Here is a 17559-nt window from a genome sequence, read left to right on the forward strand (position 1 = left end):
TTATTTGGGCCGTCGTAGACGCTTTTTCTCGGCCAGCCGCAGTTCCTCGGCCAGCTCTGCCTGTCGAGCCAGCATGCGATTGTGGAGGTTCGCTGATGGCGCGTGGTTGGGGCCAGTTTGGAAAGTGAGTGGGAGATGCGTGACGCCGCTAGGTCCGGCAGAAAACGCTGGGCGCTCGGCAACTGGGACCTGCGCTGGAAGGTTACGGCTGTTTTGGCCGTGCCACTAGCAGTCGCGGTTGGCCTCGGCGTGTCCAGGATCGCTTCGGAATTCGCCGCGGCGAACCGACTCGATAGTGCCGCACAGAACATCAGTGCGATCCCTGCCATCACCGCGCTGAGCGCGCAGACGGCGACAACAGCGGCATCGCAGATGATCGCGCTGTTCCCGGGTGCGCCATCGATCGTTTCGGACCAGAACCTGGCCGATCTCGACAAGGCGATCACCAACGCGGAGTCGGTGAGCAACAAGCTCAACGGTGTGCCGGGCGCCCGCGCGGCGCTCGACAGCATGCTCACCCAGGGCAAGGCTGTGCACACGCAGGGTAAAGCCGCCTCGACACAGTCGAGCTCCGACATCGTGGCGATGATCGACCGGGTCCGCAACGAAAGTGTGCGAATCGTCGAGGGCACGGTCGGCCAGGTCAGCGATCCGGCCATCGACGCGGCGAAGCTGCGGTTGGTCGACTCGCTCAACACACGCGCCACGCTCGTCGGCGAGGTCGCCGCCTTCCCGGAAGTGCTGCGCAACGCGGAGACCGGGGTGCAGGGCTTCCTCACCACGGCCAATACCGAGCGCGCGCTGCTCAACGTGCTCGCGCACCGGTTCCCCGACGGAGATCCCTCGATCGCCGACCTACGGGCCGGCATCGATACCCGAATCGCGCTACTCAACAGCCCACAGGCACAGGCAGGCCAGATCCCGATCGGTGATCTGAAGAACTCGCTGACCGCCAGCCTCGATGTGTACGAGCACGTCGTCGGCAAGGCGACCAGGGACATCGACAGTGCGATGAACTCGCTGGTATCCAGGGCCAACACCGACGCGTGGACCTACACCGCGGTCGTCATCGCGACCATTCTCGCGGCGTTGTTGCTCGCGGTGTTCGTGGCCCGATCGATGATCGTGCCGCTGCACCGGCTGCGCCTGGCTGCCTTGCGGGTGGCCGAGAGCGATCTGCCGCATGAGGTTGCCCAGCTGCGAACCGGTGCGTCTCCGGAGGATGTGCCGCTGGAGCCGATGCCGGTGCGTAGCACCGAGGAGATCGGCCAGCTGGCTCGCGCCGTTGACGATATCCACGGCCAGGCGTTGCGTCTGGCGAGCGATCAGGCTCAGATGCGTTCCCAGGTCAACGACATGTTCGAGACCCTGGCGCGGCGCTCGAAGTCGCTGGTCGACCATCAGCTCACCCTTATCGAGGCGATGGAGTACGACGAGAAGGATCCACGGCTGCTGGAGAACCTCTTCCGCCTGGACCATCTCGCCGCCCGTATGCGCCGTAACGGCGACAACCTGCTGATTCTCGCTGGTACCAAACAGCGTCGCGCCAAGTCGGCGCCGGTCGAGATCGCCGATGTGCTGCGTGCCGCGATCTCCGAGGTCGAGGACTATGAACGCGTCAAGCTCGGCGCGACCCCTCGCGGTTCGCTGGTCGAGCCCGCCGCGTCCGATATGGCGCACCTGTTCGCCGAGTTGCTGGACAACGCGCTGCGTGCCTCACCGCCGGAGACCGATGTGAAGTTCACCTTCGCGCAGGCACACGATCAGGGCATGCTGATCGAGGTGGCCGACCGGGGTATCGGTATGCCGCCGTCGGAGATGGCTGATATCAACCGGCGGCTGGAACAGGCCGCCGAACCGGGCCCCGATACCGCCCGGCACATGGGTCTTTTCGTGGTCGGCCGGTTGGCAGAGCGACACGGGCTCACCGTGCGCCTGCGGTCGACCTTCGACACCGCGCGCGATCCGGGTGTCACCGTGACGGTGCATGTTCCGATCGGGCTCATCGTCATCGGATCGGGACAGCAGTCCGCGCTGCCGACGCAGGCCGGGCCGCAGGCGCCGGCCGGTATCCCACAACGCCAGTCGACTCCTTCGTCGATGCAGATGCGGGGGATCACCAGGACGCCAGGCGGCAACGTGATGGTCACCGTTGACCCCGGTGTCAGCGGTCCGCTGCCGATTACAAGTCGGGATCCCGCGGCTGCGGGTGGGCAAGCGCCAGCCGACGGCGCGCTGCCGCAGCGGTCGCCGGGATCGAGCATGGCCGCCGGGCTCAACCCGAATTCGGCGCAGTCCGGTCCGACTTTGCGCCCGGCGCCCGGACAGCAGGGACAGGCGCCGAACGGCCCGCAGCGCGGCAAGCTGGCCGCCGCGAATCTGCCCAAGCGCAGCCTCGCCGCCGGTCCGCCGCGCCCGCCCACGGGTCCCGAGCCGACCGTGTCGGGTCCGGTGCCGCGCGATCCGAGCTCCGGTGAACTGCCGCTGCGTCAACCCGGTGCCAACGGCGGACCACAGCGGAATACCGCAGGCGGTCTGCCACAGCGCCAGCCCGGCCTGAACGGTGCGCCGCAGCGTGACACGAATGCCGGTGGTCTGCCCCAGCGTGAGCCTGGTGCCGGTGGTCTGCCGCAGCGCCAATCGCCGCAGCTTGACCCGAGTGCGGGTGGCTTGCCGTCGCGTGAGCCTGGTGCGAATGGTCTGCCGCCGCGTGATTCGAACGCGGGTGGCTTGCCGCCGCGTGATTCGAACGCGGGTGGTCTGCCCCAGCGTGAGCCTGGTTCCGGTGGTCTGCCGCAGCGTCAATCGGGTTCGAACGGCATCCCGCCGCGTGATCCGGGAACAGGTGGTTTGCCGCAACGCGATCCCGGTGCGAATGGTCTGCCGCAGCGTGATTCGAATGCCGGTGGCTTGCCGCAGCGTGAGCCTGGTGCGAATGGTCTGCCGCAGCGTGATTCGAATGCCGGTGGCTTGCCGCAGCGTGAGCCTGGTGCGAATGGTCTGCCGCAGCGTGATTCGAATGCCGGTGGCTTGCCGCAGCGTGAGCCTGGTGCGAATGGTCTGCCGCAGCGTGATTCGAATGCCGGTGGCTTGCCGCAGCGTGAGCCTGGTGCGAATGGTCTGCCGCAGCGTGATTCGAATGCCGGTGGTCTGCCGCAGCGTGAGCCTGGTGTGAATGGTCTGCCGCAGCGTGAGCCGGGGGCGGGTGGACTGCCGCAACGCGACAACACCGGCAACGGTCTGCCACAACGGGATACGGGTGTGAGTGGGCTACCGCAGCGTCAGGCCGCGGCCACGAACCTGCCGCAGCGGGATGCGACAACCGGTCTGCCGCAGCGTCAGCCCGGCTCGCAGGTGCCGCCGGAACTGCCACCGCGCGACCCGATCGGTAACGGACTGCCGCAGCGTGACACTGCGGCGGGACTCGGTCTGCCACAACGGGAGTCGAGCGACACACAGTCGGCGCCGAGCGGCGAGCATCGCGCGGTATCGGATTCCGATTCGACGCTGGTCGGCCGCGATCCGGGCAAACACAGCTTCAAGCCCGATCCAGGCAAGGCCGCGTCGTTCTTCCAGACCCGATTGCAGCCCGCGGCCGAAACCGACGTGCCGATGGACAGCCCGATCTTCGCCGAAATGATGTCGGCGTGGCTGTCGGATCCGAACCCGGACCGGTCCCAGGCGGCCGCGGCCTTCGAATCACCGGGCGACGAGGGCTGGCAAGCCGCGCGCCGAGCGAGCGAGGCACAGTCCGAAACAAAGACGGCCGCGGGGTTGCCGCAACGCAATCCGGGCGGAAGGCTGGTCCCCGGTGGCGTCAACGGCGCCGCGGATCGGGCACCGCGTCGCGACCCAGAAACGATCAGGTCCAGCTTGAGTCGTCACCAGCAGGGCGTCCGGGATGGCCGTGCATTGAAGGCAACCAACCTAACCGGAGATAAAGGAGACCGATGAACCCCGATCTAGGTGGTACGAATCGTCAGCTGGATTGGCTGGTTTCGAACTTCGCCAACGAGGTTCCTGGCGTAGCGCATGCTGTCCTGGTCTCGGCTGACGGCCTGCTTATGGCCGCGAGCGCCCAGCTGCCCGTGGATCGAGCCGAGCAGCTCTCGGCCGTCACGGCGGGACTCGCAAGCCTCTCGGTGGGGGTGTCGAACCTGTTCGAAGGCGGCACCGTGCTGCAGTCGGTGGTCGAGATGGAGCACGGTTACCTGCTACTCATGGCAGTCGGCGATGGCTCCTACCTTGCGGTGCTGACCAACACGTCCTGCGACATCGGTCAGGTCGGCTACGAAATGGCTCTGTTGGTCGAGCGTGTTGGCCAGACAGTTCAGGCCACACCACGCGTCACGATGGGTTCCTGATGGTGGGATGGACATAGACGATCACCGCGTGGGGAGCGGCGAGCCAAGCCTCGTTCGCCCATACTCATTGACTGCCGGCCGCACCAGGCCGGCGGTCGAGTTGGCGTTGGAAGCTCTCGTCGCATCGCATCCGGTCGCCCTGGAGCGGCAGTTCGAACTGACCAACATCGAAACGTCCATCGTGGAGTTGTGCAGAGAATCGCCGTCCGTCGCTGAGGTAGCAGCTCGCTTGGGTATCCCGATCGGGGTGGCTCGCGTGCTGGTCGCCGACCTCATCGAGGCCGGGCATGTGCGGGTCTCGGCGACTTTGAAAGACGATTCCAGCGACGATGAACGTCGCGAGCTGATCGAAAGGGTTCTCAGTGGACTCCGGCGTATTTGATTCGACGGCGCAGGTCGATACCCGAACCACCAAGCCAACTTCGGCGAAGATCGTTGTCGCTGGTGGCTTCGGTGTCGGCAAGACCACGTTGGTCGGTGCTGTTTCGGAGATTGTTCCGCTGCGCACCGAGGCATTGGTGACCAATGCCAGCACCGGAATCGATAACTTGACGGGCGTTCCGATGAAGTCCACCACCACGGTGGCCATGGACTTCGGTCGGATCAGCCTGGCCGACGATCTGGTGCTTTACCTGTTCGGCACACCGGGCCAGTACCGGTTCTGGTTCATGTGGGACGACCTGATCCGTGGCGCCATCGGCGCGGTGGTGCTGGTCGATACCCGCAGGCTGGAGGACAGCTTCGCGGCCGTCGACTACTTCGAGGCGCGCAACCTTCCGTTCCTGGTGGCGCTCAACGAATTCGACGACTCACCGCGCTACCCAATCGAGGACATTCGACAGGCCCTCGCCGTGCCTGCCGATGTGCCCATCCTGTCGATCGACGCGCGGCGGCGTGAGCCCGCGAAGCACGCTCTGGTTTCGCTGACCGAATACGCTCTGCGCAAGGTAATGCAGGGCTACTGAGTTGCTCGCGCGGTGCGCGTGCCGGAACTCGATCGGGTTGATTAGGCTCGCCCGGTGAGGATTTCGGCGCGCGAACTGCTCGGGCAGTTGCTCGACCATGACTCGTATGTCAGCTGGGACGGGCCGCCGGTAGCGGTGGCCGCATCCCGGCAGTATCACGAGGATCTCCGCAAGGCCGAAGCGGTGGCGGGCACCGATGAATCGGTGCTCACCGGCGAGGGGCTGCTGCGTGGCCGGCGGGTAGCCGTAATCGCTTGCGAGTTCGGGTTTTTGGCGGGCTCGATCGGTGTCGCCGCCGCCGAGCGGATTGTCACGGCGGTCGAACGTGCCACCGAACTCGGCCTGCCGCTGCTGGCCTCGCCCACCTCGGGCGGTACCCGGATGCAGGAGGGCACGGTCGCCTTCGTGCAGATGGTGAAGGTCGCGGGTGCCGTCGCGACGCACAAGGCTGCGGGCTATCCGTATCTGGTGTATCTGCGCGACCCCACCATGGGTGGGGTGTTCGCGTCGTGGGGTTCGTTGGGGCACATGACCTTCGCCGAACCGGGTGCGCTGATCGGGTTTCTCGGGCCGCGAGTGTATAAAGCCTTGTACGGCAGGGATTTTCCCGAGGGCGTGCAGATCGCCGAGAACCTTTATCGCAGCGGGGTCATCGACGGTGTCGTCGGCGTGCCGGTGTTTCGCCGGATCGCGCACCGCGCCTTGAGTGTGCTCAGTGGTGTGCCGGATTCGGTTGCCGCGGAGCCGGGTTGGGCCGCGCCGGTGCGAGATGCTCGTCAGCTCGAGCCGGTGGCCGCATGGGAGTCGGTGCGAATATCGCGCCGACCGGATCGGCCGGGCCTCCGTGACGTCTTACGCCATGTGACACAACGGGTTCCGCTCAGCGGCACCGGGCAAGGCGAGTCCGATCGAACCATCGTGCACGCGCTGGCGCGTTTTCGCGGACAGCCATGTGTGGTGTTCGGGCACGATCGTTCGGGGCAACGGGGCGAGCACACCATGGGCCCCGCCGCGTTGCGCGAAGCCCGGCGCAGCATGGCGTTGGCACAGGAGTTGCGCCTGCCGCTTGTCTTGGTGATCGATACGGTCGGTGCGGCGCTGTCAAAAGAAGCCGAGGAGCGCGGGCTGGCACCCGAAATCGCCCGCTGCATAGCGGATTTGGTGACTCTGGATACTCCGACAATATCGGTGCTGCTCGGTCAGGGCACCGGCGGTGGCGCGCTCGCGTTGCTGCCGGCGGACCGAGTCCTCGCCGCCACGCACGGCTGGCTGGCGCCGCTGCCACCGGAAGGGGCCAGCGCGATCGTGTTTCGCGACACCGAGCACGCACCGGAACTGGCCCGAGCGCAACGAATCCGCGCCCTCGACCTCCTCGAAGACGGTGTCGTAGATCGGATCGTGCCGGAACTACCCGACGCCGCCGACGAACCGGTCGATTTTGCCCGCCGCGTGGTGGCCGCCATCGCCGAGGAACTCGCGGCGCTGCGGGCCCAGCCGGTATCACAGCTGCGAGCCTCGCGACACGCGCGCTACCGCAGGCTCGGCCTACCCGAGGGCTGAGCGTCACGGTTGCGTGTGCGCGGGGCTGTCGCTCGCGAGACCGCGTTCGAGTGAAGAGAGCGTTCGACTCGGCGCCGTCCGGAATGCCGTCACACCAGAATTCGACGTCCGAATTCGATCCTCGCGGCGGGTGTGCGGATGGCGAATCGTCGTCCCAAATACCCTTCCTACCTGCGAATTGTCCGTCAACACGCCGGGGGTTGTCGTTGACGACTCGCTGCGGCACTTCTACCTTCGACAGGTGACCTTCAGAAGCGAGACCTGCGCCATTGCCTCGATCGTGCTGAACGACGGGAACGTGATCCCGCAACTCGGTTTCGGGGTATTCCAAGTTCCGCCCGACGATGTCTCCTCGGTGGTCACGACCGCACTAGAGGCCGGCTACCGCAGCATCGACACTGCCGCGATCTACGGCAACGAGGAGGGCACCGGCCGCGCCATCCGAGATTTCGGGCTGCCGCGCGACGAGGTCTATGTGACCACCAAACTGTGGAATTCCGAACAGGGCTACGACTCCACACTGCGCGCCTTCGACGCCAGCATGGACCAGCTCGGCCTGGACTACCTCGATCTGTATCTGATCCACTGGCCTGCGCCGAAGGCAGATCGCTACGTCGACACCTTCCGAGCCTTCCGAGTGTTGAAGGCGCAGGGCCGGATCCGGTCGATCGGTGTATCGAACTTCACCATTCCCGCTCTCGAACGAGTAATCGGTGAGACGGGCGAAGTGCCGGTGGTGAACCAGATCGAACTGCATCCCCGAATAGCTCAGCGCGAACTGCGCGCGTTCCACGACAAATACGCCATCGCCACCGAGGCATGGAGCCCGCTCGGCCAGGGCACGCTGCTCGACAACCCCACCATTGTCGGTATCGCCGAAGAGGTCGGTTGCACGGCCGCACAGGTGATCATCCGCTGGCACCTGCAGTCGGGCATTATCGTCATCCCCAAGTCCGTCACGCCCGAACGTATCGCCTCCAACTTCGATGTCTTCGGTTTCGAACTGATACCCGAGCACATGGCTGCGATCAATGCTTTGGACGAGGGCGCACGTATTGGGCCCGATCCTGCGACGTTTGCTGCGGGGTTGGAGGGGTAGTTGGGTTTGGGTTTTGGTGCGATTGCGAACTTTGGGGCTCGGTCTCGGCTCGCTCGGAACCTGTGGTTGTGGCGAGTGGGTGCGTATGGGGGCGGGTGTGGCATCGACTGTTTCTGTAGCTGGTTGGGTGCCTGTGTTTGGTAGCTGAGGGGGCTGGATCTTGCTGCGAGACTGTGTTGTGGCGGGGCGCGTGGGTGGGGTTGCGGGGGATCCGGGGTTTGGGTAGTCCAGTGAGGTTTGCTGTGTTTATTGGCCGCTGGCGCGGCGTGTTCGCGGCCCCCTTTGGCTCGCGTCCGAGGGGCAAATACTTGCTCCTTCGTCGCGTCGTATTTGCCCCTCGGACGCGAGCCGGCCGCGAACTTTAGGGCTCGGTCTCGCTTCGCTCGGAAACTGTTGTCGTGCCTGGTGGGCGCGTTATGGGGGACGTGTGGCACTCGGGGTTTGGCGATCTGGTCAGTTTTGCTTGGCTCGTAGTCTGGTGGTGTGGCCTAGTGGGCGTGTTGTGGGGGTGCGTGGCGCCGCGGGGGTTGGTAGCCAGTTAGTGGTGTGTTGGCTGGGGAATTACTATGTGCGGCTGTCCAAGTAGGTGGTGAGTTCGGTGGCGGCGGCGCGGCCGGCTCGGTTGGCGCCGATGGTGCTGGCGGATGGGCCGTAGCCGATCAGGTGGATGCGTGGGTCGGCGGCGACCTGGGTGGCCAGGCGGCCGGTCATGGTGATGCCGCCGCCGGGGCCTCGCAATCGCAAGGGGGCCAAATGGTCCAGGGCACTGCGGAATCCGGTGGCCCACAGGATGACGTCGGCGCGCTGGAATGATCCGTCGGGCCAGCGGATGCCGTCCGGTTCGATGCGTTCGAACATCGGATGCCGGCGCAGCACACCACGTGCCCGTGCGGCGCGCAGTCGCTCGTCGAGGGGCAGGCCGGTCACCGATATGACCGAGCCGGGTGGCAGGCCGCGACGTACCCGGTCTTCCACCATGGCAACGGCACGACGGCCGTCTTCCTGGGCGAACGGGGCGTCGCGGAAGACCGGTTCGGATCTCGTCACCCAGGTGGTGGTCGTGATCTTGGAGATCTCGTCGAGCAGCTGGACCGCCGAAACACCGCCACCGACCACGATGACGTGTTTCCCCGCGAATTCCTCGGCCGTGCGGTACTCACGCGTGTGCAGCTGCCGTCCGGTGAAGGTTCCGGTGCCGGGGTAATGCGGAATGAAGGGATGTTCCCAGGTGCCGGTGCCATTGATCAGGCCGCGGACGCGAATGATGCCGGCCGGGTCTGTCTCGGCGTTGAGCACCCGGTCCGGGGCCTGGTGATCGCAAACGACGTTGACCGAAACCTGCCGTCGAACCCGCAGGTCGAAGTGCTTCTCGTAGAGCTCGTAATAGCGCGGGACCGCGGTTGCCGCGGGCGTTGATTCGGATCCATCGGGCAATGTCTGCGCGAACGGCATGCCGGGCAGGTCGTGCACCCGGTTGACAGTAGTCAGCGTCAGCGATGGCCAGCGGAATTGCCAGGCACCGCCGGGGCCGGGCGCGTGATCGACGATCAGGAAGTCGTGTTCGGGACGCAATCCGAGCCGCTGTAGGTGATAACCGGCCGACAGCCCAGCTTGACCAGCACCGATCACCAGGATGTTGAAATCTGTCGGCACAGCGGGAGATGGTATCCCCTTGAGCGGAATGTGGCACCGACTGTGGCAGAGTTGATGTAACCACTCGAACCGGTCAGTTGGGGAGGATGCATGCTCGGAGTTAGCCGCGATGGCGATGTCATCACCATCGAATTGCAGCGCGAGGAGCGTCGTAACGCGCTCAACAATGAATTGGTTGCGCAGCTGCGCGAGGCGGTCCTGGCGGCGGCCCAGGAAGCGCGGGTGATCGTCCTGACCGGCCATGGCCCGATTTTCAGCGCCGGCGCCGATTTGTCCGGCGTCTATTCCGATGAGTTCCTACAGGGCCTGATGGAAATGCTGCACACCATCGAATCCGTCCCGGTGCCGGTGATCTCCGCGATCAACGGCGGTGCGCTCGGCGCGGGTGTCCAGCTTGCGCTGGCTTCGGACCTGCGGGTAATCGATCCGAACGGCTACATCGCGATTCCCGCGGCGAAGCTGGGTATCTCGGTGGACCGCTGGACGGTCCGGCGGCTGGCGTCGCTGATCGGCGGCGGCCCGGCGCGCACCATCCTGCTCGGCGCGGAACAGGTGTCGGCCGCCGACGCCTATACCTTCGGTTTCGCCAATAAGCTCGGCACCCTGGCCGACGCGCAGACCTGGGCGAAGTCGATTGCCGCACTGGCGCCGTTATCGCTGCGCCACATGAAGTTGGTGCTCAACGACGATGGCACCCGCGACCCGGACAACCACCAGCAGCGCGCCGCGCTAGAGGCGGCGTGGACCAGCGCGGATGCCAAGGAAGGTCGGCTGGCTCGCACAGAAAAACGCGCCGCGAAGTTTCTGGGGCGATGATATGACGGTGAAGAAAATCCTCGGCGCCGCGGCGGGCGCGCTCGGCCTGATGTGGGTGGTTCGCGCGGCGTGGGGAATCCCGTCCGCGATCGGCGCGTCCATGTCGGCGATTCAGCCATACGCCAGCGGTGCGGTGAGCTATCGCGACCGCCATTTCCACAACACCGAGCCGGGCAGCCAGATTGTCGCCGGCTCGGCCCGTTCACTGCTGTATTCCGCATTGACCCGGCGCAATGCCGGGCATCCGCGCGGGGTGATTCCGCTGCAAACCCCGGTGGTTCCCACCGAGGCGGCCGATCTCGCGGTGACCTGGTACGGCCACGCCTCGGCGCTCATCGAGGTGGACGGCTACCGGATTCTCGCGGATCCGGTATGGAGCGACCGGGTTTCGCCGTCGGCGATCATCGGTCCGACGCGGATGCACCCGGTTCCGTCGCCGCTGTCGGATTTGCCGCCGGTGGATGCCGTGATCATCTCGCACGACCATTACGACCACCTGGACAAGGCCACCATCCGGTCGCTGGTGGCCGCTCAGACCGCGCCCTTTCTGGTGCCCATCGGAATCGGCGCGCATCTGCGGCACTGGGGTGTCCCGGAACATCGGATCGTCGAATTGGATTGGGGCGGTTCGGTATCGCTGGCCGCGCTCGGCCGGACGCGGGAGGGGACCGATCTGGTGCTCACCTGTACCGAGGCACGGCATTTCTCCGGTCGCGGGCTGGTGCGCAACACCACGCTGTGGGCATCGTGGTCCATCGTCGGCGCCACCCGGCGGGCGTACTTCGGCGGCGATACCGGCTATACCAAGGCATTCGCCGAAGCCGGTACGGCGCTCGGGCCGTTCGATCTGACGTTGCTGCCGATCGGCGCGTACGACGAGCGCTGGGCGGATGTGCATATGAACCCGGAGGAAGCGGTCCGCGCACACGCTGACCTGTGTGTCGGCGATCCGGGCCACGGACTGCTGGTCCCGATCCACTGGGCGACGTTCAACCTGGCCTTCCATGGATGGTCCGAGCCGGTGCACAGGATGGTCGAGGCGGCGCGTGCGGCCGGTACCGCCGTCGCGGTTCCGGTGCCAGGGCAGCGCGTCGACCCCAATGGGCTGTCACCACGGGATTCATGGTGGGAAGATGTGGGTTGATCCACCTCGCTTCGCCCAATAGGAAGGAACGACAGCATGAGTCTGGCGGACAGTCTGAAAGGCTTGCTCGGCAAGGGTAAGGCAGCGGCGTCCAAAAATGCCGACAAGATCAATGATGCCGTCGACAAGGCCGGTGACTTCATCGACGACAAGACCAAGGGGAAATACACCGACAAGATCGAAAAGGGCAAGGAGGCCGCAAAGAAGGTAGTCCCGCCGGATCAGCCCGGTCCCGGGGCCTGATGTTTGGCGGGGGCCCGCTCGTGTCGGTCCCCGCCGGTAAAACTCTGCCATGGTGACCCGCCGAAAATTCGGTGGCGGCTCGGGTCAGCCGAGTATCGAGGTTGTCATCAGCAACCTCGACAAGGTGCTGTACCCGGCAACCGGAACCACCAAGGGCGAGGTCATCGCCTATTACGCGGCGATCGCGCCGGCTATGCTGCCGCATATCGCGGGCCGCCCGGTCACTCGCAAGCGATGGCCCAATGGGGTCGATGAGCCATCGTTCTTCGAAAAGAACCTGCCCACGCATGCCCCGTCATGGCTGCAACGCCACACCATCGAGCATTCCGAGCGCCCGGTGGTGTATCCGGTGATCGACTCCGAAGCCGGGCTGGCCTGGCTCGGACAGCAGGCGGCGCTGGAAGTCCATGTGCCGCAATGGCGTTTCGACGGCGACGACATCGGCGCGGCCACCCGGCTGGTGTTCGACCTCGATCCTGGCCCAGGTGCCGGGCTCGCCGAATGCGCGCGGGTCGCGTTGGCCGTGCGTGACATGGTCGAAGGCATCGGGTTGCGGGCCTTTCCGGTTACCAGTGGTAGCAAGGGGATTCACATTTATGTGCCGCTCGATCGGGAGCTGAGCCCAGGTGGTGCCTCGACGGTCGCCAAGCAGGTGGCGACGAATCTCGAACAGCTGCAACCAGATCTGGTGACCGCGACGATGGCGAAGGCGGTACGCAAGGGCAAGGTATTCCTGGACTGGAGTCAGAACAATCCCGCCAAAACCACGATCGCACCGTACTCCTTGCGTGGCCGAGCGCAGCCGAACGCGGCAGCACCGCGCACCTGGGCCGAGATCGAGAACCGGAAGAGCCTGCGGCACTTGCGGTTCGACGAGGTACTCGCGCGCTGGCGCGACGACGGCGATCTGCTCGCCGAGCTCGACGCGCCGCTGGCGAGCGCCGACGCGCTGACCAAGTATCGGTCGATGCGCGATCCGGCGCGAACACCGGAACCGGTGCCGGATGCGGTCACCGATTCGGGACCGGGCGATCGGTTCGTTGTCCAGGAGCATCACGCGCGGCGGTTACATTGGGATGTGCGGCTCGAACGCGATGGGGTCTTGGCGTCATGGGCGGTGCCGAAGGGGCCACCGACCTCGTCGGCCCAGAACCGTCTCGCGGTACACACCGAGGATCATCCGCTCGAGTATCTCGACTTCCACGGCGCGATTCCCAAGGGAGAGTATGGCGCGGGAGAGATGACCATTTGGGATTCGGGCACCTACGAGACCGAGAAGTGGCGCGATGACGAGGTCATCGTCGAATTCCACGGTAATCGCCTGCGCGGCAGATATGCGCTGATCCGGACAAACGGCAAGCAGTGGCTGATGCATTTGATGCGTGAGCAGCACCCGTCGGCCGAAGCGAGCGACACCGAGCAGCCGAGCACGGTGACGACGCGGCGATCGAGCCGAGCCGCCGTGTTTCCCCGTGGTCTGGAGCCCATGCTGGCGACCCCGGGTGAGGTCGCAGATCTCGATGCCACCGAGTGGTGCTTCGAAACCAAATGGGACGGGTTCCGGCTGATTGCCGAAATCGATAACGGCGCAATGACCTTGCGCAGTCGAGCGGGCAATACCGTGACGGACCGTTATCCGGGAATGGCCGCGCTGGCAACGGAATTGGCTGAGCACAGTGTGGTTCTCGACGGTGAGGCCGTGGTGTTCGACGAACGCGGTGTGCCGAATCTGGGTCTGTTGCAAGCGAATGCGATGCGGGCGGTGCTTGTCGCGTTCGATGTGTTGTACCTCGACGGTACTTCGCTTGTGCGCAAACGATATTCGGATCGTCGCCGGGTGCTCGAGGCGCTCGCTTCGAATGCCCCGTCGCTGCTGGTGCCGCCTCGGTTGGATGGCTCCGGCGCCGATGCGCTGCGCTACAGCCGTGACCACGGGCTGGAGGGCGTGGTCGCCAAACGCGTCGATTCGGTGTATTTGCCTGGTAAGCGCGGACATTCGTGGGTGAAGGAACGGAACTGGCGTACCCAGCAGGTGGTGATCGGGGGCTGGCGACGCAGTGACGCGCGCAGTTTCAAATCGTTGCTGGTCGGAATACCGCACAAGGGCAAGCTCTACTATGTGGGCCGGGTCGGTACCGGATTCGGTGACGCCGATATGAAGCAGTTGGCCGTTCGGCTGTCCGAGCTGGAACGCAAATCCAGCCCGTTCGATAACGAAATGACCGCCGACGAACGCGACGACGCGGTGTGGGTGCGTCCGAAACTCGCTGGGACCGTGCGGTTTATGAACTGGACCGAGACCGGCCGCCTCTGGCATCCCGGCTGGTTGGGGCTGTCGGACTGAGCTGTGCGGCGCTGTCATGGCCGCGTGCTGGGTAGGGTGAATCCGCTTTTGTATCGGATCGAACTGTGTTGGCTCGACAACGAGGAGTGCCCCGTGGATTTCAAGAACCTGGCGAACAAGGCGATGGGCCTGGCCCAGAAGAACGCCGACAAGGTCGACACGGCCATCGACAAGGCCGGTGACCTGGTCGATAAGAAGACCGACGGTAAGTTCGCCGGTCAGGTCGACTCCATCCAGGATGCGGCCAAGAACGCGGTGCGCAAGGCGGGCGAGTCCGCCTGAGCCAGGTTCGGCGGCGGCGGATCCCCCAGGTGATCCGCCGCTGTGCGCTACCTGCGGTGTCGGGTCGGTGTGGCGAATCGCCGCTCGGCGATGGGTCGTTGCCCGGCCCCTCCTGCGGCAGTACGGTAGACGCGCATCGAGGCCGGTCGGCATCAAGCGGTGGCGCACCGGCGCACCGAGCGCTTAACCGTGTCGACCACTGGAGGCCCCGATGAAACACCTTCGTCGAGCGTTTTTCGTCGCGTTGGTGGTACAGCTGATGTCGGTCGCGATGCTGCCGACGGCGGATGCGCGGGTGCCGCGGCCGGATGATGATCCGTTCTATGCCGCGCCCGCCGATCTGGCCGCCTATTCCAACGGCGTGGTCACGCGATCACGGCCGATCGCGTTGTACGGGCTGAACCTTCCGGTGTCAGCGTGGCAGGTGCAGTACCGCAGCACCGATCCTCTTGGTAGACCGGTGGCGGGTATGACCACGGTGATGGTGCCGAACGCGCCGTGGCCGGGTCCCGGTGCGCGGCCGCTGCTGTCGTATCAGATCGCCGAAGACAGCCTCGGCACTCGATGCGCGCCGTCGTTCGCGCTCAGCGGCGGTTTCGATGTGAGTGGTATCAACACGCTGATCGACACCGCTTTCATGGCCGAGGCGTTGCGGCGCGGCTGGGCCGTGGTGACCAGCGATTACGAGGGCCCGCAGTCCAGGTTCCTGGATGGCGTGAATTCCGGGCGCGGGGTGCTCGACGGTATCCGCGCCGCCCGCATTCTGGCGCCCGATGGTGTCGGGCCCGCGAGTCCGGTTGGTGCGTGGGGTTATTCGGGCGGGGCCTTCGCCACGCTGTGGGCGGCACAATTGCAACCGACCTACGCTCCCGACGTGCAGTTCGCAGGCATCACCGCAGGCGGTGTGCCGTTGAACTGGCCCGCCATCGCCGAGGGGGCGGACGGCGGTGCCCAGGCCGGGCTGTCGATGCTCGTCCTGTTGGCCGTTGCCAAGAACAATCCGAACGCCGCGATCTCGAATCTGCTCAATGAGCGCGGCCGCACCATGCTGGCCGAGGATTCGACCGCCTGCGGTTCGGATCTGATCATGAAATACGCGGGTGCCCGCGTCGATGACTTCGCCGCTCAACCGGATCTGCTGTCGCACCCGGAATTCCTTGCCGCGACCGAACCGCACGAACTCGGTGCCGCCGCACCGGTAGCGCCGATGTACCTGTACCACAGCACAACCGACAACGTCGCCCCCGTGGCCGGGTTCACCGATCTGCTCGGCAAGTATTGCGCTCGCGGCGCCAACATCAGCTTCGTGAATTCCATGCTGCCCGGGCACAACCCGACCGCGGTCGGTGAGGCCCCCGGCGCGATGAGTTTCCTGGCCGACCGCTTCGCGGGAGCGCCGATCGCCCCGGGGTGCCAGGGCCGGTAGGAATTGCCCGACCGGCCTCGCCGACCCGCCCTAACGACCGGTGGTGTCCATCCATGTGGTGGTTCCCGGCTGGGCCGCCAGGGTGCCGATCAGATCGATGCCCGCGATCACGAGCGTGGGGCCGCCGACCACGATGGTGCCGATGACTCCGCCGATGGCCGCGCCCGCGACAACGCTGGCGATTACGGTTGGTCCGGCGAAAATGCCGGCCAGCCCGACCACCGCGCCGATTACCGTGCCGATGAAAGCGCCTATCGCAGTGGCGATTGTGAACTGCGTCAGGAATGAATCCTGGGCCCGCTGGTTCTCCGCGGGCGAGGCGACCGGCGTCAGTGGTGCGGGCCGTGCACGGGTGACATCTCGCACCGGGGTCAACTCGAGCACCCGGCCCGCGTCCGCGATCGCGTGCGGCATCGGGAACTCGACGCCGTCCTGCCGGAACGACAGCGGCAGCGTGACGACAGTATTGCCCGCCATATCCTTGATTTCGACGGTATCGCCCGTCACCTCGAACACGCCGTTGGTCAGTGTGGTGACGATGGTGTCGCCTACCAAATTCGCTTGGTATCCGATGTCGGTCGCGGGGGCCGACTGCGCGTGTACGGTGCCCGCACCGACAGCGACGGTGGCAATGATCGGGATGGTGGCGGCAGTGATCGTGCGGAAGATCATTTCGGTGTTCCAATCTTCATCAGGTGTGACGCCCTACCGAACACCCCACCCGCCGAGAGTTTCCGTCTCCGTGCGGAGACATGATGCGATCCAGACAACGCTAGCCGAAGTAAGGTACCGCGCGAAAGCGCGTTCAGAGCGAGAATTGAGTGGTTATTCTCTCCCGCTTGGATCGTGAATTTCGTTGTAGTGGTTGGCTATATCGCTGGCGAGTGCTGCTAGTGCAAAACGTTGATCGCGCGAGCTATCACCATCGCCGCGAGAACGAGTGAGATCGCGGACTGCGCCATCATCAGCGCCTTGGCCCACCGCGACATCGGCATCACATCGGTCGGGCTGAACGCGGTCGCGTTGGTGAACGACAGATACAGATAGTCCATGAACTGTGGCTCCCAGTCCGGCCGTGACAACTCGGGATTCTGCATCTGCACGAACAGGAAGTCCGGCAACGGCTTTCGCGCGTGCGCCCGCGCGGCGGGTCCGCCGCGATCGAACTCCCAGTAGCCCAGTCCGAATACCACCACGTTCGTCAGCCAGATCGCGCCACCGGACGCGAGGAGTTTCGCGGGCTCGTCGCTGAGGGTGCCATCGATGATTCCGCCCACCAGTCGAACCACCGACCAAGCCGCCGCCAACGCCAGCACCGCACACAGGCCGAGGCCGGCCCAGCGCAGCCACGTCTCCTCGCGGTTGATCCGAATCGGATTGGCCACCAGCAGTACCACCAGTAGCACCACCTCGAACAATGGCAACAACCAGGCGGGTTGCGGCAGGAACTGATTGGGCAGCATGACCTGGAGGGTCACAATGCTCAGCACCGCGACGCTGGCTCCGACCCGCGACTCACCGGCCGTGCGTCGCTGCCAGGCCGGAACGTCGTCGTCGCTATCGGTCACACCGGCCAGTATCCCTCCGCCTCAGGCCGATTCGGCTGTTCGGCGCGCAGCGCGGCCGGTGTGGTCACGTGACGGCTGGCCCGGTGATGGGTTCC

15 protein-coding genes are annotated in these 17559 nt (G+C 65.6%); 12 read left to right on the forward strand and 3 right to left on the reverse strand.

Going from position 1 to position 17559, the window contains the following annotated elements:
• Positions 1 to 135 precede the first annotated feature (135 nt).
• The 6 genes from LKE06_RS10420 to LKE06_RS10445 all read left to right on the forward strand — a co-directional run bounded on the left by LKE06_RS10420 (position 136) and on the right by LKE06_RS10445 (position 7988).
• Entirely contained in the window at positions 136 to 3954 is a 3819-nt protein-coding gene (locus tag LKE06_RS10420; RefSeq protein ID WP_227998387.1) for a sensor histidine kinase, read from the forward strand.
• The gene (locus tag LKE06_RS10425) at positions 3951 to 4364 is read left to right on the forward strand and encodes a roadblock/LC7 domain-containing protein (protein ID WP_011207200.1); all 414 of its coding nucleotides are present in this window, start codon (positions 3951 to 3953) and stop codon (positions 4362 to 4364) included. The genes LKE06_RS10420 and LKE06_RS10425 overlap by 4 nt, the downstream gene beginning before the upstream one ends.
• 7 nt (positions 4365 to 4371) lie before the next feature.
• On the forward strand, positions 4372 to 4746 hold the full coding sequence (locus tag LKE06_RS10430; protein ID WP_227998388.1) for a DUF742 domain-containing protein: 375 nt from the start codon (positions 4372 to 4374) through the stop codon (positions 4744 to 4746).
• Positions 4727 to 5329 (forward strand): GTP-binding protein, encoded by a 603-nt coding sequence (locus tag LKE06_RS10435; protein ID WP_227998389.1) that lies wholly within the window; start codon positions 4727 to 4729, stop codon positions 5327 to 5329. The genes LKE06_RS10430 and LKE06_RS10435 overlap by 20 nt, the downstream gene beginning before the upstream one ends.
• Positions 5330 to 5383: 54 nt before the next feature.
• Positions 5384 to 6889: a carboxyl transferase domain-containing protein gene (locus tag LKE06_RS10440; RefSeq protein ID WP_227998390.1), complete on the forward strand. Its 1506-nt coding sequence runs from the start codon at positions 5384 to 5386 to the stop codon at positions 6887 to 6889.
• Between the two features lie 241 nt (positions 6890 to 7130).
• On the forward strand, positions 7131 to 7988 hold the full coding sequence (locus tag LKE06_RS10445; RefSeq protein WP_227998391.1) for an aldo/keto reductase: 858 nt from the start codon (positions 7131 to 7133) through the stop codon (positions 7986 to 7988).
• Positions 7989 to 8552: 564 nt separating this feature from the next.
• Here the strand turns inward: LKE06_RS10445 and LKE06_RS10450 are convergent.
• A complete protein-coding gene (locus tag LKE06_RS10450) occupies positions 8553 to 9641 on the reverse strand; it encodes an NAD(P)-binding domain-containing protein (RefSeq protein WP_227998392.1) in 1089 nt (362 codons plus the stop codon).
• A gap of 90 nt (positions 9642 to 9731) precedes the next feature.
• On the opposite strand from LKE06_RS10450, the gene LKE06_RS10455 reads away from it, so the two are divergent.
• The 6 genes from LKE06_RS10455 (at position 9732) to LKE06_RS10480 (ending at position 15896) form a co-directional block, all read left to right on the forward strand.
• The gene (locus LKE06_RS10455; protein WP_227998393.1) at positions 9732 to 10457 is read left to right on the forward strand and encodes an enoyl-CoA hydratase; all 726 of its coding nucleotides are present in this window, start codon (positions 9732 to 9734) and stop codon (positions 10455 to 10457) included.
• Between the two features lies 1 nt (position 10458).
• Positions 10459 to 11601 carry an MBL fold metallo-hydrolase gene (locus LKE06_RS10460; RefSeq protein WP_227998394.1) on the forward strand — a complete coding sequence of 381 codons (1143 nt, stop codon included), beginning with the start codon at positions 10459 to 10461 and terminating at the stop codon, positions 11599 to 11601.
• A 36-nt stretch (positions 11602 to 11637) separates the two neighbouring features.
• Positions 11638 to 11844, forward strand: a complete 207-nt coding sequence (locus tag LKE06_RS10465; protein WP_227998395.1) for an antitoxin — start codon at positions 11638 to 11640, stop codon at positions 11842 to 11844.
• A gap of 49 nt (positions 11845 to 11893) precedes the next feature.
• Entirely contained in the window at positions 11894 to 14188 is a 2295-nt protein-coding gene (locus tag LKE06_RS10470) for an ATP-dependent DNA ligase (protein WP_227998396.1), read from the forward strand.
• A gap of 93 nt (positions 14189 to 14281) precedes the next feature.
• Positions 14282 to 14470, forward strand: a complete 189-nt coding sequence (locus tag LKE06_RS10475; RefSeq protein ID WP_227998397.1) for an antitoxin — start codon at positions 14282 to 14284, stop codon at positions 14468 to 14470.
• Positions 14471 to 14681: 211 nt separating this feature from the next.
• Entirely contained in the window at positions 14682 to 15896 is a 1215-nt protein-coding gene (locus LKE06_RS10480) for a lipase family protein (protein ID WP_227998398.1), read from the forward strand.
• Between the two features lie 30 nt (positions 15897 to 15926).
• Here LKE06_RS10480 and LKE06_RS10485 read toward each other — a convergent pair whose 3' ends face one another.
• Together LKE06_RS10485 and LKE06_RS10490 are read right to left on the reverse strand one after the other, a co-directional pair.
• On the reverse strand, positions 15927 to 16568 hold the full coding sequence (locus LKE06_RS10485; protein WP_227998399.1) for a DUF8020 domain-containing protein: 642 nt from the start codon (positions 16566 to 16568) through the stop codon (positions 15927 to 15929).
• Positions 16569 to 16786: 218 nt separating this feature from the next.
• The gene (locus LKE06_RS10490; protein WP_227998400.1) at positions 16787 to 17464 is read right to left on the reverse strand and encodes a DUF1345 domain-containing protein; all 678 of its coding nucleotides are present in this window, start codon (positions 17462 to 17464) and stop codon (positions 16787 to 16789) included.
• Positions 17465 to 17559: the final 95 nt, after the last annotated feature.

The organism is Nocardia australiensis (genome assembly GCF_020733705.1).
Taxonomy (GTDB): domain Bacteria; phylum Actinomycetota; class Actinomycetes; order Mycobacteriales; family Mycobacteriaceae; genus Nocardia; species Nocardia australiensis.